The sequence below is a fragment of the Bradyrhizobium sp. WSM2254 genome (genome assembly GCF_000472645.1).
Lineage (GTDB): Bacteria > Pseudomonadota > Alphaproteobacteria > Rhizobiales > Xanthobacteraceae > Bradyrhizobium > Bradyrhizobium niftali.
Map to the genome: position 1 here is coordinate 49,668 of NZ_AXAB01000027.1, position 18,924 is coordinate 68,591.

Consider the following 18,924-nt stretch of genomic DNA (forward strand, 5'->3'; position numbering starts at 1 on the left):
CGGGAAGGTCAACCTCGAATTAACCTTCTCGCTTTAAGAAAGCGTTCATCCTCTTTCGCGCGCTAACGGGGTTGGCGGGAGATTTTGAACGCTCGTCGACTGGGTGGGCTCATACGTGCTGTCTGGACTCGCACGCCAATTCGCTGTGCTGTCGTCGTCCCATGCGGGAGTGAAGGCCGGATCCCGGATCGGCCTCGCTGCCGTGTGGCTGCTTGCTGCCGCGGGTTCGGTCCATAACGCCGCCGCGCTGAACGAGACCAAGACGCTCTCCTTCCACCACACCCATTCCGGCGAAGACCTCACCGTTACCTTCAAGCGCGACGGCCGCTACGACGAGGCGTCGCTGAAGCAGCTCAACCACTTCCTCCGCGACTGGCGCACCCAGGACGAGACGGTCATGGACCGTCACCTGTTCGACATCCTCTGGGAAGTCTATCGCGACGTCGACGGCAAGCAGCCGATCCAGATCATCTCCTCCTACCGCTCCCCCGCCACCAACGCGATGCTCCGCCGCCGCTCCTCCGGCGTGGCGCGCTTCAGCCAGCACATGCTGGGGCATGCGATGGACTTCTACATTCCGGGCGTGCCGCTGGAGCAGATCCGCTTCGCCGGCCTGCGCCTCCAGCGCGGCGGCGTCGGCTTCTACCCGACCTCCGGCTCGCCCTTCGTGCATCTGGACACCGGCAGCATCCGGCACTGGCCGCGCATGACGCATGACCAGCTCGCCCGCGTGTTCCCGGACGGAAAGACGGTACATCTGCCGACCGACGGCACGCCGCTGAAGGGCTATGAGCTCGCCAAGGCCGAGATCGAGCGCCGCGGCAACGGTGACGATTCCGGCAGCAAGCCGAACTTCTTCGCCGCCCTGTTCAAGAGCAAGTCGGCCCCGACCGCCGCCACCAGCGACGAGGACGACGAGGGCGCACCTGCCCCGGCCGCCAAGCCCGTGGCGCCCACCGTGGTCGCCGCCGCGGCCAAGCCGGCCGATCCGGTGCCGACGCCGCGCGCCAAGCCGCAGATCGCCGCCACGCTCCAGCTCGCCTCGGCCGATGCGCAGATCGTTGCGCCACCCAAGCTGAAGCCCGTGGCCGACAAGCCGGCCGCCGGCAAACCTGAAACCCCGGCCGACATCATCAATGCCCGCGGCTTCTGGGACATCCCGGCTACGCCACAGCAGGCGACACCGGCGCAGGTCGCCGCGTTGAAGGCCCGCCAGGCGCTTGCCGCCGCGACCGATCCGCAGCCGACCGCGAGCGTCTCCAACGCAACTCTTCAGGCGCTGGCTTACGCGCCGGCCGCCTCCCCGGTCGACCGTACCAACGTCGTCGCCGCTTCCGCGCCGATCCCGCGCTCGGCCCGTCCCGCCGCGTCCCGCAACGTCGCTCAGGCAACCGAGATCAACACGGTGGTCGGCAAGAGCATCGACGGCATGGTGGCAACCGCGACCCGGCTCTCCGCGGCCAAGGGCGAGAGCATCTGGCTCAAGATCGTCATGCTGTCGCCGAGCGCCAGCCGCGCGATGTCGGTGACGCTGATGGGCGAGCTCGATATGGCCGCGATGCGCGGCTATTTCGTCAAGCCGCAGGCCGTGATCGCGATGGGCTTCACCGACGATCCGATGCAGGGCCTGTCCTGCGACAGCTTCTCCGGCAGCGCCACCGCGAAGCTCGAGACGAGGTCCTTCGTCGTGCGCACCGCCGCGTTGCGCTGAGGCCGATAACCTCCGTCGTTTCCAGGAATTCAGTCTCGTAGCCCGGATGGAGCGCAGCGCAATCCGGGAACGGCGCCGCGTGGCGAGACATCCCGGATTTCGCTGCGCTCCATCCGGGCTACAGTCAACTCCTGGCTTTCGCCAGGACGACGACGCTATTTCCGATCCCGCCGGTCCAAATGATAGCGCAGCGCCAGCGACAGGCAGATCGACAGCGGCTGCCTTGGCAGCGCGCCGGATACGGGCAACAGCAACGCCCTCGTCTGCCGGTATTCGAACTGATCGGGAAAGCGCTCGCGGAAGGTGTCGACCAGTGTCGTCTTGCAGTTGAACAGAATGGCCGGCTGCTCGGCGCCCTTCACGCGCCCGAGCCGAATCGTAGAGCCGCTGCCGGTCTCATCGGTCATGTAAGCTGGCTCGCCCCATTTCAGCGTCTCGGTGAGCCGGCCGACGTCGTCATGCGCTGCAGCGGTCGCGAAGATCAGCGCACGCACCTGAAGCAACCGCTTGCCGATCGACGCCGGAAGAGCGTCGAAGGCGCGGCTCACCTCGCGCGGCATTGGCGGCGCGGCCACGGCGGTCTCCCTCGATGGACCCACAACACCGGTGTCGTCCTGGCAAAAACCAGGACCCATACCGCGGAATCTATCGGTGACGCGCGGTACCGATCCCGCGCGACGATAATGCAACTGCCGGCCTTCGCAACAACCACATCCCGTGGCGATGGGTCTTGGCTTACGCCAGGACGACAACACAGGCCTCAGATCATCCCCAGCGCCTGCATGTAGGTCTCGAGAATGGTCTCGGCCTCGGCGCGCTCGTTGGGGTCCTGCTTGCGCAGGCGCACGATGGTGCGCAGCGCCTTGACGTCGTAGCCATTGCCCTTGCTCTCGGCATAGACGTCGCGGATGTCGTCGGAGATCGCCTTCTTCTCTTCCTCCAGCCGCTCGATGCGCTCGATGATGGATTTGAGCTGGTCCTTGGCAAATTTCGTCGCGGGCTCGTCGTCGCGGACGGCGGCGGAGGTGGCCATCTTGGTACTCCCAATGGAACTGGCAAAACGAGGTGACGCCGGCATCCGTCACCGCGCGTGCTGGAAGACCCTTAGGGTTGGTGCCCTCCGCGTTCAAGCAAGCATCACGCTCGTCCACAGCGCGCCCACACCTTCGTGCGGCTGCTCGAAGAAAGCTGTTGTGTGGTGCGACTCAGCCGATGCGCGCCGGCGCCGTTCAGTGCCCGTGAGGATGGACCTTCTTCATGGCCTCGAGCTGCTCCGGCGTGGCCCTGCCCTGGTATTTCGATTTCCAGGTCTCGTAGGGCATGCCGTAGACAGCCTCCCGGCTCTCGTCCTTGCTCAGGGCGACGCCTTGGGCGTCGGCGGCGTCCTTGAGCCAGTTGGACAGGCAGTTGCGGCAGAAGCCGGCCAGATTCATCAGGTCGATATTCTGGACGTCCGTCCGCGTCTTCAAATGATCGACCAGGCGCCGGAAAGCGGCCGCTTCGAGCTCCGTTCTGGTTTTGTCGTCGATTGCCATAGCTGAATTCCTTACGCTCCGACCCGGCTCTGACCCCGATGGCGGTTACCCTTACGGAATCAGGTGGGGTCCTGTCACAGATTTTGCCACATCGCGGCGCAAACGGGCGCAAGCCCGGCTTTGGGGCAGTTCCCCGCCTCTACGCCAAATCGTCAATGATCTGATATAGCTTCCGCGACAATGATCGCCGAATCTCCCCGCGCTCCCCTTCGCCTGCTCGCCCGGTTGGTCCCGGTGCTGGCGATTGCCGTGCTGTGCCTCTGGACCAGCCCGGCCTCCGCCGATTTCCGCTTGTGCAACAACACCTCGAGCCGGGTCGGCATTGCGCTCGGCTACAAGGACGCCGAGGGCTGGACCACCGAGGGCTGGTGGAACATTTCCTCCCGCTCCTGCGAGACCCTGCTGCGCGGAACGCTGGTCGCCCGTTACTATTACATCTACGCGATCGACTACGACCGCGGCGGCGAATGGTCGGGCCAGGCCTTCATGTGCTCGCGCGACAAGGAATTCACCATCCGCGGCACCGAGGATTGCCTCGCGCGCGGCTACGACCGGACCGGCTATTTCGAGGTCGACACCGGCGAGCAGCGCGCCTGGACGGTTCAGCTCACCGACGCCAACGAGCAGCCGTCACAGCAGCAGCGCGTACCCGGCCTGCCGGGCCCTGTTGGCCCGGGTGGTGGCGTTCCGGGTTTGCCCAATAGTCCGCCCAGTGGTACGCCCCCCGCCGCGCCTGGCCTTCCGCCAGCCCCCTCGCCACCGTCTGGAAATAAGCCATGAGGCGTCTTCGCCGTATCAAGATTCTCGCGACCCTGGGACCTGCCTCTTCGGACCTCGCGATGATCCGCCGCCTGTTCGAGGCCGGCGCCGACCTGTTCCGCATCAACATGAGCCACACCCCGCATGACAAGATGCGGGAGCTAGTGGCGACGATCCGCAATGTCGAGAGCAGCTACGGCCGGCCGATCGGCATCCTGGTCGACCTCCAGGGCCCGAAGCTCAGGCTCGGCGCCTTCGCGGAAGGCGCGGTCCAGCTCCAGAACGGCCAGATCTTCACGCTCGATTCCGACAAGACGCCGGGCGATGCCACGCGCGTCAATCTCCCGCATCCGGAGATCCTGGCTGCGCTCAGGCCCGGCCATGCGCTGCTTCTGGATGACGGCAAGGTACGGCTGATCGCGGAGGAGACCTCGAAAGAGCACGCGGTGACGCGCGTCGTGGTCGGCGGCAAGATGTCCGACCGCAAGGGCGTCAGCCTGCCCGACACCGACCTGCCGGTCTCGGCGATGACGCCGAAGGACCGCGCCGACCTCGAGGCGGCCTTGGTCACCGGCGTCGACTGGATCGCGCTGTCCTTCGTGCAGCGCGCGGACGACGTGATCGAGGCCAAGAAGATGATCCGCGGCCGCGCCGCCGTCATGGCCAAGATCGAGAAGCCGCAGGCGATCGACCGCCTCGCCGACATCATCGAGGCCTCCGACGCGCTGATGGTGGCGCGCGGCGACCTCGGCGTCGAGCTGCCGCTGGAGCGCGTGCCGAGCCTCCAGAAGCAGATGACGCGCATGGCGCGCCGCGCCGGCAAGCCGGTGGTGATCGCAACCCAGATGCTGGAATCGATGATCCAGTCGCCGGTGCCGACCCGCGCCGAGGTCTCGGACGTCGCCACCGCCGTCTATGAAGGCGCCGACGCCATCATGCTGTCGGCGGAATCGGCGGCCGGCAAATTCCCGGTCGAAGCGGTCTCGACCATGAACCGCATCGGCGAAGAGGTCGAGCGCGACCCGATTTATCGTTCCGTGCTCACCGCGCAGCGCCCCCCGCCGGAATCCACTGCCGGCGACGCCATCGCGGACGCCGCGCGCCAGATCGCCGAGACGCTCGACCTGCCGGCCCTGATCTGCTGGACCAGCTCGGGCTCGACCGCGGTGCGCGTCGCGCGCGAGCGGCCGAAGCCGCCGATCGTTGCGATCACGCCGAACATCGCGGCCGGACGCCGGCTGGCGGTGGTCTGGGGCGTGCATTGCGTGGTGGCGGAAGACGCGCGCGACCAGGACGACATGGTGAGCCGCGCCGGCCAGATCGCGTTCCGGGACGGCTTCGTCCGCGCCGGCCAGCGCGTGATCATCGTCGCCGGCGTGCCGCTCGGCATCCCCGGCACCACCAACATGGTGCGCATCGCCTCGGTCGGCCCCGAGGGCGGCGCGGATATCTAGGTCCGCGGGCGTCCGGCAAACAAAAACGTCGAAAACAACCCCATGCACAGTAGCCGGCCAGTCCGGCGAGCCTGCTCGGATTGTTCGAAAAGGCGCGTTCGGACAACGGCCTGAGCGCGATCAGGCCCCTGCCCCGGCCGCACGCTCGATTTAAGCCCCCACCAGCGCCTTCGTCGTCGGGAGCAGCGTCTGCTGCACCACCAGGCCACGGGCGCGGGCGTCCATGACGCCGACGGCGCGCAGCGCCAGCAGCGTCACGGTCTGCACCGCATCGCGCATCTTGACGGGATCTTCGAGATTGTCAGGCGCGAGCGGCCCGACCAGCGCCTCATGCAGCGCACCGAGCAGCGCGGTGGCGGCCAGCGCCGTGTCCTGCGCCGGCAGGTGACCGGCGCGCACGGCTGCATCGATCCGGCCTGCGATCTCGCCGGCGATCTCGCGCCGGCTGGCCAGGCGCGAGGCGCTGACATCGACATCGACCGGCTCGGCCAGGATGCCCCAGGCCAGCCTGCGCTGCGACAGGGTATGGACCGCCACCGTGGTGACGGCGGCAGCCAACGCCGAGGACGGCCCCGGCGCGGCATCGGCCGCCCTGCGGATCGCCGCGAGCTCGTCGCGGGAGACCTCGGCGATCAATTCGGAGATCAGCTCGGCCTTGGAGGGAAAGTAGCGGTAGACCGTACCGGCTGCGACATTGGCCCGGACCGCGACCGGCGCAATCTGCACCGCCGCCATCCCGCCTTCCGCCGCGGCCTCCCGCGCCGCCGCCAATATCGCGCTGCGTCGGGCCGCAAGGCGCTTAACCACTTGATGCGTCCGCCGATAAACCATGGCGCGCTTCCTGTCCCACACGCCTGCCGCACGCCCTGCGGCCGAACGCTTCGTCACTGCAGTAATTGCAAATCGCCCCGCAAGGACTGAACAACTATTCAGGGGGGATGACAAGATGCATTTGCGCGAAGCGTCATATCAAAGCGGCGAGACGGATTCGCTCAAATGCACAGAGCCGGTTGGCAAACGGCTAACCACAATTGTTACCGCGATCTTAAAGCAGCCCGGCGACTGTACCGCAGTACTGCGATCTCTCCTCGGTGCAGCATGATCGACCCGGACGCCCGGACCGCCTGGCAGCTCTTCAATCTGAACTGGCTTCCTGTCGCGGCCATGGGCGCCCTGCTGGCGCTCGGCCTGCCCCTCACCGGTCTGAGCCTCGAGCCTGTTGCCTACGGCATCACGGTGGCGATCGCCGCCGTCCTGGTCGTAGTCGCCTATGGCCACCGGCTCGCCAAGGGCGAGTTCGCCGATCCGAAACTGGTGTTCTCGCTGGGCACGATCGGACAGGTCATTCTCACCTGCGCCATCGTCGGACCGCTCAGCTATGTCGCGGGCAAGCTGAACTGGCCGCTCCAGGACGACGCACTGCTAGCGATCGACCGGGCGCTCGGCCTCGATCCCGAAGCGATCGCGCGCTACGTCAACGACCATCCCTGGCTCGCCGACTGCCTGGCTCGCGGCTACGGGCTGATCAAATGGCCGCTGCTCGGCATCCCCGTCGTGCTGACCCTGACAGCGCGCCACGTGCGGCTGCAAGTGTTCATGCTCGCGATGAGCCTTGCGCTCGCGGTCACCATCGCAATCTCCGCCGTCGTGCCGGCGATCGGCACCTATTACGGGCTGCAACTTCCGGCCGCGCATTTCCCCGAGATCAACACCGCGGTCTATGCCGGGCAGTTGCGCGACATCCTGGCACTGCGCGACGGCAGCCTGCACGAGCTCCGGCTGTTCTTCCTCTCCGGCATCGTCTCGTTTCCGAGCTTTCACGCCGCATCCGCCGTGCTCTACATGTGGGCGCTGTGGCCGGTGCGCGGCATCGGCGGCATCGCGGCCGCGCTCAACCTCCTGATGATCGCGGCGACGCCGGCGATCGGCGCGCATTACCTCATCGACGTCGCCGGCGGCATCGCGGTCGCCGCTGCATCGATCTGGGTGACGACATTCTATGTTCAACGGCTCGGCCGCACGGCGCCCGTGCCTGCCGCACCTGAGCTATCGCCAGTCTGGCAGACCAGCCTCGCAGAATGACGGCGCGATCGTCGCGGTCAGAAACGAGTTGCCCTAGGGCGGGCAAAGGCGCGTAGCGCCGTGCCCACGAGCAATTTTCAATATCCCGAAGTCTCGATGGTGGGCTCCGCCTTCGGTCTTCGAGCCATGACGGAGCTCTGCTCATCTCCGAACCGAAATCGCCGGCCAAAAGAAAAGAGCCCCGTCGAGGACGGGGCTCTCAGAATTCTCAGGTCGTCCGGCCTTACTTGAGGCTGGTCGAGATCGAGGTGAACTTGGTGTTCAGCGTGGTGCCGAGGTTGTTGACCACGGTGATGATCGCCAGCGCGATGCCGGCAGCGATCAGGCCGTATTCAATGGCGGTGGCGCCGGATTCATCCTTCACAAAGCGCGCAACGAGGTTCTTCATAGAGTGCTCCAAATGGGTACACGAGGCTACAACTGATCTGGTCTTTTCGGCTTCCCAGCGCCGCCCGACCATGGAACCGAACGTAGTGGCAAAGAATTGCGCCGCAGTTAATTCGACTGCGTAAACACAGAGCGGGTTGCGTGTATTCGGCGATGGTAAACCGAAATCCAAAACAATCCGTTAAATTGTCCGGACATGAAACGGCCCCCGCCGCCGGTTTACCCGAAGTTATGACCGCCATGGTCCAATGCCCGCCGCTCGGCCAACCGACAAGAACAACAGGACGACGAGGCGGAATGTCCCTTTCCTTTGCCAACAGCATCGCGATGCAGAGCCGCGCGCGCGCCCTGGTGCCGCTCTGCGTCGGTGCCGGCGCCTATCTCTTCTTCCTCCATGTCGGCGACACGCTGCTTCAGGACTCCGACTCGTTCTGGCAGATCAAGATCGGGCAATGGATCCTCGATCACGGCACTGTCCCCACCACGGACTTCTATTCGTTCACGCGGACGGGCGCGCCGTGGATTTCGACGTCGTGGCTGTCGCAAGTGCTGTTCGCCTTCTCCCATGCGCAATGGGACTGGGCAGGTCCCGTCATCCTCACCGCGATGGCGGTCGCGCTCACGGCCGCTGTCTTCGTCTATCTGCTCGACGCGCAGATCGAGACGCCGCGTGCAGTGCTGTTTGCGATGCTGGCGCTGCTGCTGTCGCTGCACCATGTCCTGGCGCGTCCGCATATTCTGGCGCTGCCCGTCATGGTGGCGTGGGTCGGCCTGCTGATGGCGGCTGCCGACCGCAGGCGTGCGCCGTCCTGGTATTGGCTGCCGCTGATGGCACTCTGGGCTAACCTGCATGGCGGCTTCGTGCTCGGCCTGGCGCTGATCGGTCCGATCTCGCTCGAGGCCGTCGAGCACGCGGAAAAGGGGCGGCGGCTTCAGCTGTTCATGCGCTGGGTGCTGTTCGGCATCGGCGCACTGATCGCGAGCTGCTGCACGCCCTACGGCTGGAAGACGCTGCTGGGCGCGACCAACATCCTCAGTCTCGGCGAGCTGCTGTCGCTGATCTTCGAATGGATGCCGGCGAACTTTGCCACGTTCAGCTCGTTCGAAGGCGCGCTGCTCGGCCTGATCGCATTCGGTTATTATCGCGGCCTCGTGCTCTCGGCGCCGAGGATCTTCTTGATCCTGTTCCTGACCTGGAGCGCATTGACCCATGTCAGGAGCATCGAGGCATTTGCCTTCCTGGTACCGCTGGTGCTCGCGAAGCCGCTCGGCCAGATGGTTCCGCGCCCGCAGCCGGACGCCACCGGCACCGACCGCTGGCCGGCTCGCTATGTCACCGCGCTTGGCGCACTGATGATCGTGGCCGCGGGCTGGACCTCGACCTCGCTCTACATGGGGCACCACCGCTTCACCTTCACGATGACGCAGACGCCGGTTGCCGCCGTCGACCTGCTCGAGCAACGCAAGGCCCAGCGCATCTTCAACGCCTATCAGTTCGGCGGCTATCTGATCTCGCGCGACATCCCTGTCTACGTCGACGGCCGCGCCGAGCTCTATGGCGAGACATTCGTCATGGACTTCTTCAAGGCGACGGAGGGCAAGAAGCCCGAGCTGCTTCCGCGCCTGCTGGATGAGTACAAGATCGACGCGACGCTCCTGGTCGCCGATGCGCCGGGCCCGCAGATCCTCGATCAGCTCAAGGGCTGGAAGCGGATCTATGCGGACGACATCGCGGTGATCCATGTGCGAACCGCCGACGCACAGGCCGGTGTGGCGCCGCAAGCGGAAACATCGAGGGAAGCTTTCAAGTGAGCGTGTCCGTTCAGCGGCCGATGCCCGGTCCATCGCGCAGCTGGAGCGGGCTTCCCCTCATGCTCCTGCCGGCGATGGCGATCGCTACGCTGTTCGGCTGGGGTATCCTGATCTCTACCCTCGTCCATCCCGGCTGGATCGGCCTGAACCACATCGGCCCCGGCACCGACTGGATGGTGTTCTACGGCGCCGTCAGGTCGATGCTCGCCGGCAATCTTGCGCTGGTCATCGATGGCGACGCGTTCACCGCCTATCTCAACCAGTCGTTCGCATCATGGCTCACGGTGCCACTGGAGTTCCGTCCGTGGTTCTATCCGCCCAGCTTTCTCGTTCTGCTGCTGCCCGTCGCGCCGCTTGGTTTTGTCGGCTCCTATGTTGCATTCCAGGCGGCGACCGCAGGCTTCCTGGCCTGGGCGCTTCGCAACCGGGCCGATCAGCCGCAACTGACGCCCTACATCATCGCGGCGGTTCTGGTCTCGCCAGCCGCGGCCCTCAACCTGGCCGATGGACAATGCGCCTTTCTCGTTGCCGCGCTGCTGGTCGCGGGTGTCAGGCTGCTCGGACCGCGGCCGCTCCTTGGCGGCGCAATCCTCGGGCTCCTGAGCTTCAAGCCGCAATTTTTCCTGCTCGTCCCGCTCGCGCTGCTGGGCTTGCGCCAATATCGCAGCCTGTGCGCTGCTGCATGCTCGGCATTCGCATTGGCGGTTGCGAGTGCCATGATTTTTGGCGTCGAGTTGTGGCTGTGGTGGATACCGCAGGCGCTCAACAACCTGGTCAGCCCCGATGCGAAATGGCTGGGCTATGGCCGCATCTGGGGCCACAGCGTCTGGGCCTGCGCGGTGCTGCTGGGCCTGCCGGAACGACTGGCCTCGATGCTGCAACTGGCCGCGATCCTCTCGAGCGCGGCGGCGACCTTGGTGGCGTTTCGCTCCTCGCTCAGCACCGACAACAAGCTGATCGTATTGCTTGCGGCAACCGTGCTGGCGGCCCCGCATTCGGGCCCCTATGATGCGACGCTGCTGGTGGTCGCCGTCGTGCTGTGGCTTGCCCCGTCGATCGATGCTCCGCGCTTTCGCGACTGGCTGGTCGGGCTCGGCATCTGGATGGTGCCGTTGCTCAGCCCGGCCGTCTATGTCCCGGCGGGACGGCTGTCACCGCTCCTCACCGTCGCTCTCATTGGCCTCGTCTTCGGCGCGTTGCGCAGCCCGGCAAGATCCGGCGGGCCGGCGATTCCCGCGTCGTCGACGCGAGGGGCGTGAGACTGAGGCGCGTCCCACCCTCGTCCCCGGACGTGCTTCACCGCGTTGGGAAGTGACGCACCCGTCTGCCGTGCGGTAATAGCCGATGGTTGAACAGGAGAGCACGTCATGCTGCTTCGCAGTCTCGTCATCGCGCTTCTCGTCACGGTCTCGCTCAGCGCCGCCGACGCGGCGCCACGATGGCTGAACCTGCCACCGACGCCAACGTTGCCCAGGGCAACGCAGAGCGGCTTCGCGCCCGTCAACGGCATCAAGGTCTGGTACGCAAAGTTCGGTCGGGGTGAGCCGGTGCTGCTGCTGCATGGTGGCCTCGCCAACGGCAACTATTGGGGCCACCAGGTTCGCGCGCTGCAACGGCGCTATCAGGTCATCGTCATGGAAAGCCGCGGGCACGGGCGCAGCAGCCGCAACCAGGAGCCGTATGGCTACGATTTGATGGCTTCGGACGTGGTCGCGCTGCTCGACCATCTCAAGATCAAGAAGGCGGCGATCGTCGGCTGGAGCGACGGCGCGATCATCGGCCTCGACATCGCCATGAAGCACCCGGAGCGGGTGAGCAGGCTGTTCGCCTTCGCCGCGAACTCGGACCCGTCAGGCGTTGCGGATATCGCGACGAGCGACGTCTTCAACGCCTACATCGCCAGGGCGGGAGACGAATACAAGCGCCTCTCGCCGACCCCGACCGAGTACAAGAGCTTCGTCGACGAGATCACCAAGATGTGGGAGAGCCAGCCGAAATGGACGGCGTCGGACCTCGCGACGATCAAGGTCCCGACCTGGATCGTGGATGGCGATCACGACGAGGCGATCAAGCGCGAGAACACCGAGTTCATGGCGGCGAACATTCCGGGGGCCGGCCTGCTGATCCAGCCGGAGGTCAGCCACTTCTCGTTCCTGCAGGATCCGGAGCAGTTCAACGACGATGTGATGCGTTTTCTTGAGCGTGGCAGGGAAGGCCAGCGCGCGTCGCCGAAATGAGAGGATTGTAGGGTGGGCAAAGCGCAGCGTGCCCACCATGTCTATCGCGATTGCCGAGAGACGGTGGGCACGGCGCTAAAGCGCCTTTGCCCACCCTACGAAGCGACGCCAAGTCATTGCGAGCTCAACAGCATCAGCAACGTCATTGCGAGCGCAGCGAAGCAATCCAGAGTCTTTCCGCGGCGGGATTTCTGGATTGCTTCGCTGCGCTCGCAATGACGGAGCTTGCGGCTATTGCGCGCCTCCCTCTCGTAGCCCGGACGCGCCGTAGCAAGGGTGGGCGCGGCGCCGGTGCTATTTCGCCCCCCTGACGCGATCCTTCACGGGGATCACGAGCTTCAGGCCGGACCAGACGTCGTCGACGGCGCAGACCTTGATGTCGACGAGACCGTTTGCGAGTGCGGTCTCGCGCACCAGCGTTTCCGTCACGTCGGTGACGACACCTGAGGCCTTCTTCGGCCATGATGCCCAGATCATCCCGTCGGGTGCGATCGCCTTGCGGTAGCTGCGCAGCTTGACCGCAAAGCCCTTCGCTTCGGTCGCGAAGACATGCACCATGTCGAGCGGCGCCTTGGCGGTCCTTGCGATCTTCACGTCATCAGGCAATTCACCGACGACATCGCGATAGGCCGTCGAAAGGCCGTCCACAAAAATACAAAAGCCCGGCTTGATGCCGAGCTTTTGCACTAACGGTTTGCCGGAATAGCCGGCCACGGCGCAAGAGGCTTTACGCCTGCGGCTGCGGCTCCAGGCCCGGATCCGGATCGGGCCGCGGACGCGACTTGCCGGCCGGCGGCACCGCGGAGGCGCGCGGCGTGGTCGGCTCGAGCACGGACTCGCGGTTCGGCTTCTTGCCCTTGAGCAGATCGACGATCTCGTCGCCGGAGAGCGTCTCGAACTCCAGCAGGCCCTTGGCCAGCGCCTCGAGGTCGGCATGCTTCTCGGTGAGGATGCGGGTCGCTTCCTTGTAACCTTCCTCGACCAGGCGCCGAATTTCGGAGTCGATCTTCTGGACGGTCGCTTCAGAGGCGTTCTGCGTGCGCGACACCGACATGCCCAGGAAAACCTCGTCCTGGTTCTCGCCGTAGGAGACGGTGCCGAGCTCTTCCGAGAGGCCCCAGCGCGTCACCATCATGCGGGCAAGGCGCGTCGCCTGCTCGATGTCGGAGGCGGCACCCGAGGTCACCTTCTCGCGACCGAAGATCAGCTCTTCGGCGACGCGGCCGCCCATCATGATGGCGAGGCGCGAGGTCATCTGCTCCAGCGACATCGACAGCTTGTCGCGCTCGGGCAGCTGCATGACCATGCCCAGCGCGCGGCCGCGCGGAATGATCGTCGCCTTGTGGATCGGATCGGTCGCGGGCACGTTGAGGCCGACGATGGCGTGGCCGCCCTCGTGATAGGCCGTCAGGAGCTTCTCTTCCTCGGTCATGACGAGCGACTTGCGCTCGGCGCCCATCATCACCTTGTCCTTGGCCTCCTCGAACTCGGCCTGGGTCACCATCCGCTTGTTGCGGCGGGCGGCGGTGAGCGCGGCTTCGTTGACGAGGTTCATCAGGTCGGCGCCGGAGAAGCCCGGGGTGCCGCGCGCGATGGTCTTGAGGTTGATATCGGGGGCCAGCGGCACCTTGCGGACGTGGACCTTGAGGATCTGCTCGCGGCCGACGACGTCAGGATTGGGCACCACGACCTGACGGTCGAAGCGGCCGGGACGCAGCAGCGCGGGATCGAGCACGTCGGGGCGGTTGGTGGCGGCGATCAGGATCACGCCCTCGTTCGCCTCGAAGCCGTCCATCTCGACCAGCAGCTGATTCAGCGTCTGCTCGCGCTCGTCATTGCCGCCGCCGAGACCGGCGCCACGGTGACGACCGACGGCGTCGATTTCGTCGATGAAGATGATGCAGGGCGCGTTCTTCTTGGCCTGCTCGAACATGTCGCGGACGCGGCTCGCGCCGACGCCGACGAACATCTCGACGAAGTCGGAGCCGGAGATGGTGAAGAACGGCACGTTGGCTTCGCCCGCGACCGCACGCGCGATCAGGGTCTTACCGGTACCGGGAGGGCCGACCAGCAGCACGCCGCGCGGAATGCGGCCGCCGAGGCGCTGGAACTTGCCGGGGTCGCGCAGGAATTCGACGATCTCCTGCAGGTCCTGCTTCGCTTCGTCGACGCCGGCGACGTCCTCGAAGGTGACGCGGCCATGCGCCTCGGTGAGCATCTTCGCGCGCGACTTGCCGAAGCCCATCGCCTTGCCGGCGCCGCCCTGCATCTGCCGCGACAGGAAGATCCAGACGCCGATCAGCGCGATGAAGGGCAGCCAGGAGACCAGCAGCGAGACGAACCAGGGCACGTTGTCGCCCGGCGGCTTCGCGGTGATCTGGACCTTGCTGTCATAGAGGCGCTTGACCAGCGTCGGGTCGTTCGGCGCATAGGTCTGGAAGCTGGAGCCATTGGTGAAGGTGCCGTGGATGTCCGGCCCCTGGATCACGACGTCGCGCACATTGCCGCGGTCAACCTCGCTCAGCAGCTGGGAGAAGGCGATGTCCTGCGAGGAGGCGCGCTGGCCCGGATTCTGGAAGAGCGTGAACAACGCCAACAGCAGCAAGACAATGATGACCCAGAGGGCGAAATTGCGCAGATTGGCGTTCATCGATCTTCCTTCGTGGTCGCGCGGATCGCGGCCTGAATCCTTGGGCAGTACGAGGAAATCCCCAAGGAATCCTCTCGGTTAGACGCATACAATTTAGGTGCCGCCCCGGTCGCTGCCAAGGGAACGAGATGGGACTATTTATCCCATCTTAGGGCGATTCCCGCTGAAATAATGGCGACCTACCCGGGGTTTTTCCTGCCTGGTTAAGGTGACCTGACGGCGCTGCCTCGAAACAGCCGGTGTCATGATCCGCCCTCATCTGTCCCTGCGCCGCCGGGCCGGCGCCGGTGCGATCTGGATACGCCCGCCGGCAAGGCTGATCAAGGCTCCCGCAAGGGTCTGCTTCAGGACCGGGCGGCCGTTTGCGGCTGCGCGGGGGCTCGCGGCCATGTCCTGATCAAGGATGGCTTGATCGAGCACGGCCATCAGGGTCTCGACCTTGCCGAGTTCCGCCGGCCCTTCGTGCCCGAGCGCGTTGATGGCCCGCAGCAGGAGCCGCAGCCGGACCTCCTCCGGCAGGGTGGCGAAGGCGCCAGCCTCGAAACTTCGCATGCCCGGCCCATGCGGCGCATCGTCGCGATCCCTCAAGCGAAGGAAGCGCTCGGCCCCATCGGTCAGCACCTCCACCGCCGCATTGGCGCGCGCCAGCCTGCCTGCGAGCCGCGCCAGACTGCGGGCGTCGCCGCCCTCGGCCGCAAGCTGCGGCAACAGCGCGCGCAGCCGCGGCCGGGTGAAGGCCGTGTCGCGGTTGGTGGGATCATCGGCAAAGCCGATCTTCGCGCGCTTCAGGGTCGCGATCAGCCGTGCCTTCGGGACGTCGAGCAGCGGGCGCGCCAGCACGATGCCGTCGCGTGGCGTGAGGCGCGCCATCGCCGACAGCCCGGCAAGTCCGCTACCGCGGACGAGGCGCATCAACAGGGTCTCGGCCTGGTCGTCGCGGGTATGGGCGGTCAGCACATGGCTCGCACCGGCGCTGCGCGCGGCCTGCACAAGCAGGCGGTAGCGGGCCTCGCGCGCGGCCGCGGGCAGTCCCGTCTTCGGCTTGGCGCCGCGCCAGTGCAGGGTCCGGTGCGGCAAGCCGAGCTCGGTGGCGAGCCGCTTCACCTCGCGCGCCTCGCGAGCCGCCTCGGATCGCAGGCCATGATCGACGGTGACGACGGTGAGAAGCGGGCCGCGCGCGAGGCTGCGCCGCCAGCGCGCCGCGAGCCACATCAGCGCGATCGAGTCAGGACCGCCGGACACCGCGAGCACCAGTGCGGGCGCACTTTTCAACTTGGCGAAGAGCTGCTTCGCCTCGCGCACCGAGATCGGAGAATTATCGTCGTCTGACATGGCGCTGCCCAGCAATCACCACCGAATGGCGGGCACGTTTTAGCGCAGCGCCGTCCGCGTTGTCAGCGAGCAACGCCGCGTGGTCAGCACTTCACCCGCTTCTGCTCGCGGTCGACGGCGGCTTTGACGCCGGCGGAGGCGCGCGGATATTTACGGCCGACCTCGCCAAAGGCGGCGCAGGCGGCCTCCTTCTCCTTCAGCGCGGCCAGCGACTGGCCGAGCCGCAGCAGCGCGTCCGGCGCCTTGGCCGACTTCTCGTATTTGGTGGTGACGGCGAGGAAGGCTTCCGCGGAGTCGCGATATTGCTGGCGCTGGAAGTAGCTCTCGCCGAGCCAGTATTGCGCATCCCCGAGCAGCGGGTCGCTCGGATACTTCTGCGCAAAGTTCTTCATGGTCTGCTCGGCGAGCGCGTAGTCCTTGCGCTGCATGTAGCCGATGCCGAGATCGAACTCGTCGCGCGGCGTTGCCGAGGGCGGCAGCGTGGTCAGGCCAGCGCCTGCGGCAGGCGCGGGATAACCCTGTTGGGCCGGCGGATAGCCGGGTTGGGCTGCGGGGGGCGCGGCCTGCGGCTGATAGCGCGGGCTGGTATTGGCGAGATCGAGCGGCTCGCCGGCGTTGCGCCCGCCGGGGGCTCCTCCCTGCATCGGCTGCTGGCCGCCGCCGAGGGCGCGCGGCGCGCCGGGCGCGCTGGGATTCTGGCTGGGGTCAAAGGCATCGCCGCGGCGGCGCGAGCCGGGAGCGCCGGGCGCCGGCTGCTCCTGAACGATCGGCGCGGGAGAAGCGATCTGCGGCTGCTCGTAGTTCGGCTGGGCGGGCTGCTGCTGCTGGCGATAGCCTGGCGCGCCTTGAGAGGGCGAAATTTGGGCGGGCGGCACGGCAGCGACATTGGGCTGGACCGGCGCCTGCCCGGGTGCGGCTTGCGCACCGCCTTCGAGCGCCCGCAGGCGCTCCTCGAGCTGGCGGTTGCGGTATTGCAGTTCTTCGTTCTGGCCGGTGAGCTGGCGCAGCTGGTTCTCCAGCCGCTCGATCCGCATCTCGGGATCATCGTCCGTTTGCGCGAAGACGGGCGAGCACAAGGAGAGCAGCGCGGCGGTCGCCACGGTGCCGGTTAATACCTTAAATCTGGATGACATCTTGCCCTGACGACGAAAGCGAAATGGCCTGCGACGGAACATTCGACGCGCCACACATTGAAGGGGAGTACGCCAAAAATGTGACTGCTACAAAGGGGTTTCTGTCACAGATCGCTGAAACGAAACCGGCGCCCATGAGGGCGCCGGCATGATCGATTCCCTGAAGATGAACGGCGCCTGACCGAACGTCAGGAGCTCGCGTTCAGCACGGTCACAGCGCGACGGTTCTGCGACCAGCAGGAGATATCGTTACAGACGGCGACCGGGCGCTCCTTGCCGTAGGAGATCGTGCGCATGCGGTTCGGATCGATTCCGCGCGAGGCGAGGAACGAACGCACCGACTGGGCTCTGCGGGCGCCGAGGGCGATGTTGTATTCGCGGGTGCCGCGCTCGTCGGCATGACCCTCGATGGTGAAGCTGTAGCGCGCATAGGTCTGCAGCCACTGCGCCTGCTTCTCCAGGGTCACGATCGCCTGCGGGGTCAGATCGGTCTGGTCGCTTTCGAAGAACACGCGGTCGCCCACGTTGACGACGAAGTCCTGCTGGCTGCCCGGCGTCGCCGCGTTGGCCATCGCATCCGCAGCAGAGTTCTTGTTGGCGCAGGCGCCCATCGACAGCGCGACAGCAAGCACCGCGGCCAGCTTCAATCCCTGGAGGATACGCATAGGATGTTTCATTCCGGAGCCTCCACGCTCACGTTAGTCCACTGCTGTCCGGTCTACAGGGGGTTGGTTAAGCGAACGTTCCGTCAACCTTGATGGGATGTTGCCAGAGCCGGTCAAATGCCCCCCACCCGGCGAAAAGCACCCGTCATGGTTAATGGGTTGTAAATGTGGCGCGAGGGTGAAGGCAAGCCGCGTTAACCGGCAAAATGGCTGGCCTTGCTGGAATTTTGGGCCTTGAGTCCGGGAAATCCCGGAGCGCCTTCGATCAGTCGGCCCCGCCGGAATCAGGCGTGAGCGGCATCCGGCACCAGCAGCGGCTGCTGCGGCGGCAGCTGGCGCTGCGCGCTACGCCCGAACAGCATCCGCCGCTCGAAGGCGGTGGACCGCATGATCGGATAACGCTCGAACACCTTCTTGCGGAAGGTCGGGAAATCCGCCGCCATCAGTCCGAACGGCTTGGTGAGACCGGGAACCAGCCTCGGCTCGGCGATGGTCTCATGCAGAAACACCCGCCGGTAGAAGGCCTGATGCTCGGGACGCACGATCGCGAGCCCGAGATCGGCATTGAAATGCTCGCAGGCCATGTAGGCGAGCCGAGTCGTCACATAGGGCAATTCCGGAACCCGCTTCACCTGGTCGGGATCGGCGACGAACCGCGTGGGGTCGATCATGACCTCGCCGCGATCGAGTCGCGGCAGCAGGATCTCGGGAAAGACATCGGCCGAGGTCGACTGCCGCCATTCCGACGTCAGCACGCTGATGCGCACGGAGCTGCAAAGCTCGCCGTGGAGATAGACGCCGAAGGTCCACGCGTTCGGCAGTTCGTCATACTGGTCGGTGACGCGCGCGTCCGCAGATTCCTTGACGGCACCTTCGCGCAGATAGGCGCGGTAGCGGAGATTGTAGATCTTCGCCTTCTCGGCCGCCGTGTCGGCGAGATGATAATCGACGTCGGTCAGGAGCTCTGCACCCCGTCCAACAGCCGAAATGATCGCTCTGGCTGAGGACTGCATTCCAACTCCTTACCCATCACCACTCAACACATGCGCGCGGAACAACCTCCACGCGCGTGATGATTTATTAACAGCTTCTTAACAATGAAGCAAAGCAATCGAAAGGTTAGGGTTAACTCCCCGTAGCACTACGGTGCCGGCAACAGACTGAAAT

The 18,924-nt window shown here is 65.9% G+C and carries 18 protein-coding genes; 7 read left to right on the plus strand and 11 right to left on the minus strand.

Translation table 11 applies throughout. The features are described from left to right. The first annotated feature begins 115 nt into the window (after positions 1 to 115). Positions 116 to 1,711 (plus strand): DUF882 domain-containing protein, encoded by a 1,596-nt coding sequence (locus A3M7_RS0120420; RefSeq protein WP_245284295.1) that lies wholly within the window; start codon positions 116 to 118, stop codon positions 1,709 to 1,711. A gap of 155 nt (positions 1,712 to 1,866) precedes the next feature. On the opposite strand, the gene A3M7_RS0120425 is transcribed toward A3M7_RS0120420, so the two are convergent. The 3 genes from A3M7_RS0120425 to A3M7_RS0120435 all read right to left on the minus strand — a co-directional run bounded on the left by A3M7_RS0120425 (position 1,867) and on the right by A3M7_RS0120435 (position 3,246). After that, positions 1,867 to 2,286 (minus strand): hypothetical protein, encoded by a 420-nt coding sequence (locus A3M7_RS0120425; RefSeq protein ID WP_027545564.1) that lies wholly within the window; start codon positions 2,284 to 2,286, stop codon positions 1,867 to 1,869. A 185-nt stretch (positions 2,287 to 2,471) separates the two neighbouring features. Further along, positions 2,472 to 2,744 (minus strand): DUF2312 domain-containing protein, encoded by a 273-nt coding sequence (locus tag A3M7_RS0120430; protein ID WP_008546273.1) that lies wholly within the window; start codon positions 2,742 to 2,744, stop codon positions 2,472 to 2,474. A 196-nt stretch (positions 2,745 to 2,940) separates the two neighbouring features. Continuing rightward, a complete protein-coding gene (locus tag A3M7_RS0120435) occupies positions 2,941 to 3,246 on the minus strand; it encodes a DUF1244 domain-containing protein (protein WP_027545565.1) in 306 nt (101 codons plus the stop codon). Positions 3,247 to 3,426: 180 nt separating this feature from the next. Here A3M7_RS0120435 and A3M7_RS0120440 point away from each other — a divergent pair, with 180 nt between their 5' ends. Next, complete coding sequence (locus A3M7_RS0120440; RefSeq protein WP_027545566.1) at positions 3,427 to 4,026, plus strand: DUF1036 domain-containing protein; 600 nt, start codon at positions 3,427 to 3,429, stop codon at positions 4,024 to 4,026. Beyond that, positions 4,023 to 5,459, plus strand: coding sequence for a pyruvate kinase (gene pyk, locus A3M7_RS0120445; protein ID WP_027545567.1), 1,437 nt, complete (start codon positions 4,023 to 4,025; stop codon positions 5,457 to 5,459). The genes A3M7_RS0120440 and pyk overlap by 4 nt, the downstream gene beginning before the upstream one ends. A 150-nt stretch (positions 5,460 to 5,609) precedes the next feature. Here pyk and A3M7_RS0120450 read toward each other — a convergent pair whose 3' ends face one another. After that, the gene (locus A3M7_RS0120450; protein WP_008136878.1) at positions 5,610 to 6,290 is read right to left on the minus strand and encodes a TetR/AcrR family transcriptional regulator; all 681 of its coding nucleotides are present in this window, start codon (positions 6,288 to 6,290) and stop codon (positions 5,610 to 5,612) included. A gap of 267 nt (positions 6,291 to 6,557) precedes the next feature. Here A3M7_RS0120450 and A3M7_RS0120455 point away from each other — a divergent pair, with 267 nt between their 5' ends. Next, complete coding sequence (locus A3M7_RS0120455) at positions 6,558 to 7,541, plus strand: phosphatase PAP2 family protein (protein ID WP_027545568.1); 984 nt, start codon at positions 6,558 to 6,560, stop codon at positions 7,539 to 7,541. A gap of 223 nt (positions 7,542 to 7,764) precedes the next feature. Here A3M7_RS0120455 and A3M7_RS0120460 read toward each other — a convergent pair whose 3' ends face one another. Then, on the minus strand, positions 7,765 to 7,929 hold the full coding sequence (locus A3M7_RS0120460) for a Flp family type IVb pilin (RefSeq protein WP_027545569.1): 165 nt from the start codon (positions 7,927 to 7,929) through the stop codon (positions 7,765 to 7,767). Between the two features lie 296 nt (positions 7,930 to 8,225). On the opposite strand from A3M7_RS0120460, the gene A3M7_RS0120465 reads away from it, so the two are divergent. The 3 genes from A3M7_RS0120465 to A3M7_RS0120475 all read left to right on the plus strand — a co-directional run bounded on the left by A3M7_RS0120465 (position 8,226) and on the right by A3M7_RS0120475 (position 11,977). Next, a complete protein-coding gene (locus A3M7_RS0120465) occupies positions 8,226 to 9,740 on the plus strand; it encodes a hypothetical protein (protein WP_027545570.1) in 1,515 nt (504 codons plus the stop codon). Further along, positions 9,737 to 10,999, plus strand: coding sequence for a glycosyltransferase 87 family protein (locus A3M7_RS0120470; protein WP_245284296.1), 1,263 nt, complete (start codon positions 9,737 to 9,739; stop codon positions 10,997 to 10,999). The genes A3M7_RS0120465 and A3M7_RS0120470 overlap by 4 nt, the downstream gene beginning before the upstream one ends. 108 nt (positions 11,000 to 11,107) lie before the next feature. Further along, positions 11,108 to 11,977: an alpha/beta fold hydrolase gene (locus tag A3M7_RS0120475; protein ID WP_027545572.1), complete on the plus strand. Its 870-nt coding sequence runs from the start codon at positions 11,108 to 11,110 to the stop codon at positions 11,975 to 11,977. Positions 11,978 to 12,271: 294 nt separating this feature from the next. On the opposite strand, the gene A3M7_RS0120480 is transcribed toward A3M7_RS0120475, so the two are convergent. The 6 genes from A3M7_RS0120480 to A3M7_RS0120505 all read right to left on the minus strand — a co-directional run bounded on the left by A3M7_RS0120480 (position 12,272) and on the right by A3M7_RS0120505 (position 18,770). Further along, entirely contained in the window at positions 12,272 to 12,664 is a 393-nt protein-coding gene (locus tag A3M7_RS0120480; RefSeq protein ID WP_245284297.1) for a DUF3052 domain-containing protein, read from the minus strand. 40 nt (positions 12,665 to 12,704) lie between these two features. After that, the gene (ftsH, locus tag A3M7_RS0120485) at positions 12,705 to 14,627 is read right to left on the minus strand and encodes an ATP-dependent zinc metalloprotease FtsH (RefSeq protein ID WP_018641582.1); all 1,923 of its coding nucleotides are present in this window, start codon (positions 14,625 to 14,627) and stop codon (positions 12,705 to 12,707) included. A gap of 255 nt (positions 14,628 to 14,882) precedes the next feature. Further along, entirely contained in the window at positions 14,883 to 15,959 is a 1,077-nt protein-coding gene (gene tilS / locus A3M7_RS0120490) for a tRNA lysidine(34) synthetase TilS (protein ID WP_027545574.1), read from the minus strand. Between the two features lie 83 nt (positions 15,960 to 16,042). Continuing rightward, on the minus strand, positions 16,043 to 17,092 hold the full coding sequence (gene ybgF, locus A3M7_RS0120495; RefSeq protein ID WP_027545575.1) for a tol-pal system protein YbgF: 1,050 nt from the start codon (positions 17,090 to 17,092) through the stop codon (positions 16,043 to 16,045). 188 nt (positions 17,093 to 17,280) lie between these two features. Further along, positions 17,281 to 17,769 carry a peptidoglycan-associated lipoprotein Pal gene (gene pal / locus A3M7_RS0120500; protein WP_027545576.1) on the minus strand — a complete coding sequence of 163 codons (489 nt, stop codon included), beginning with the start codon at positions 17,767 to 17,769 and terminating at the stop codon, positions 17,281 to 17,283. A 272-nt stretch (positions 17,770 to 18,041) separates the two neighbouring features. Continuing rightward, positions 18,042 to 18,770 (minus strand): hypothetical protein, encoded by a 729-nt coding sequence (locus A3M7_RS0120505; protein ID WP_027545577.1) that lies wholly within the window; start codon positions 18,768 to 18,770, stop codon positions 18,042 to 18,044. Positions 18,771 to 18,924 lie beyond the last annotated feature (154 nt).

Bases quoted from the DNA above. Each gene is read 5' to 3' on its own strand.
- A3M7_RS0120450 (WP_008136878.1), bottom strand. From the start codon at position 6,290: ATGGTTTATCGGCGGACGCATCAAGTGGTTAAGCGCCTTGCGGCCCGA.
- A3M7_RS0120440 (WP_027545566.1), top strand. From the start codon at position 3,427: ATGATCGCCGAATCTCCCCGCGCTCCCCTTCGCCTGCTCGCCCGGTTG.
- A3M7_RS0120465 (WP_027545570.1), top strand. From the start codon at position 8,226: ATGTCCCTTTCCTTTGCCAACAGCATCGCGATGCAGAGCCGCGCGCGC.
- A3M7_RS0120505 (WP_027545577.1), bottom strand. From the start codon at position 18,770: ATGCAGTCCTCAGCCAGAGCGATCATTTCGGCTGTTGGACGGGGTGCA.
- A3M7_RS0120430 (WP_008546273.1), bottom strand. From the start codon at position 2,744: ATGGCCACCTCCGCCGCCGTCCGCGACGACGAGCCCGCGACGAAATTT.
- pal (WP_027545576.1), bottom strand. From the start codon at position 17,769: ATGAAACATCCTATGCGTATCCTCCAGGGATTGAAGCTGGCCGCGGTG.
- ybgF (WP_027545575.1), bottom strand. From the start codon at position 17,092: ATGTCATCCAGATTTAAGGTATTAACCGGCACCGTGGCGACCGCCGCG.
- pyk (WP_027545567.1), top strand. From the start codon at position 4,023: ATGAGGCGTCTTCGCCGTATCAAGATTCTCGCGACCCTGGGACCTGCC.
- A3M7_RS0120460 (WP_027545569.1), bottom strand. From the start codon at position 7,929: ATGAAGAACCTCGTTGCGCGCTTTGTGAAGGATGAATCCGGCGCCACC.
- ftsH (WP_018641582.1), bottom strand. From the start codon at position 14,627: ATGAACGCCAATCTGCGCAATTTCGCCCTCTGGGTCATCATTGTCTTG.
- A3M7_RS0120435 (WP_027545565.1), bottom strand. From the start codon at position 3,246: ATGGCAATCGACGACAAAACCAGAACGGAGCTCGAAGCGGCCGCTTTC.
- tilS (WP_027545574.1), bottom strand. From the start codon at position 15,959: ATGTCAGACGACGATAATTCTCCGATCTCGGTGCGCGAGGCGAAGCAG.
- A3M7_RS0120475 (WP_027545572.1), top strand. From the start codon at position 11,108: ATGCTGCTTCGCAGTCTCGTCATCGCGCTTCTCGTCACGGTCTCGCTC.
- A3M7_RS0120455 (WP_027545568.1), top strand. From the start codon at position 6,558: ATGATCGACCCGGACGCCCGGACCGCCTGGCAGCTCTTCAATCTGAAC.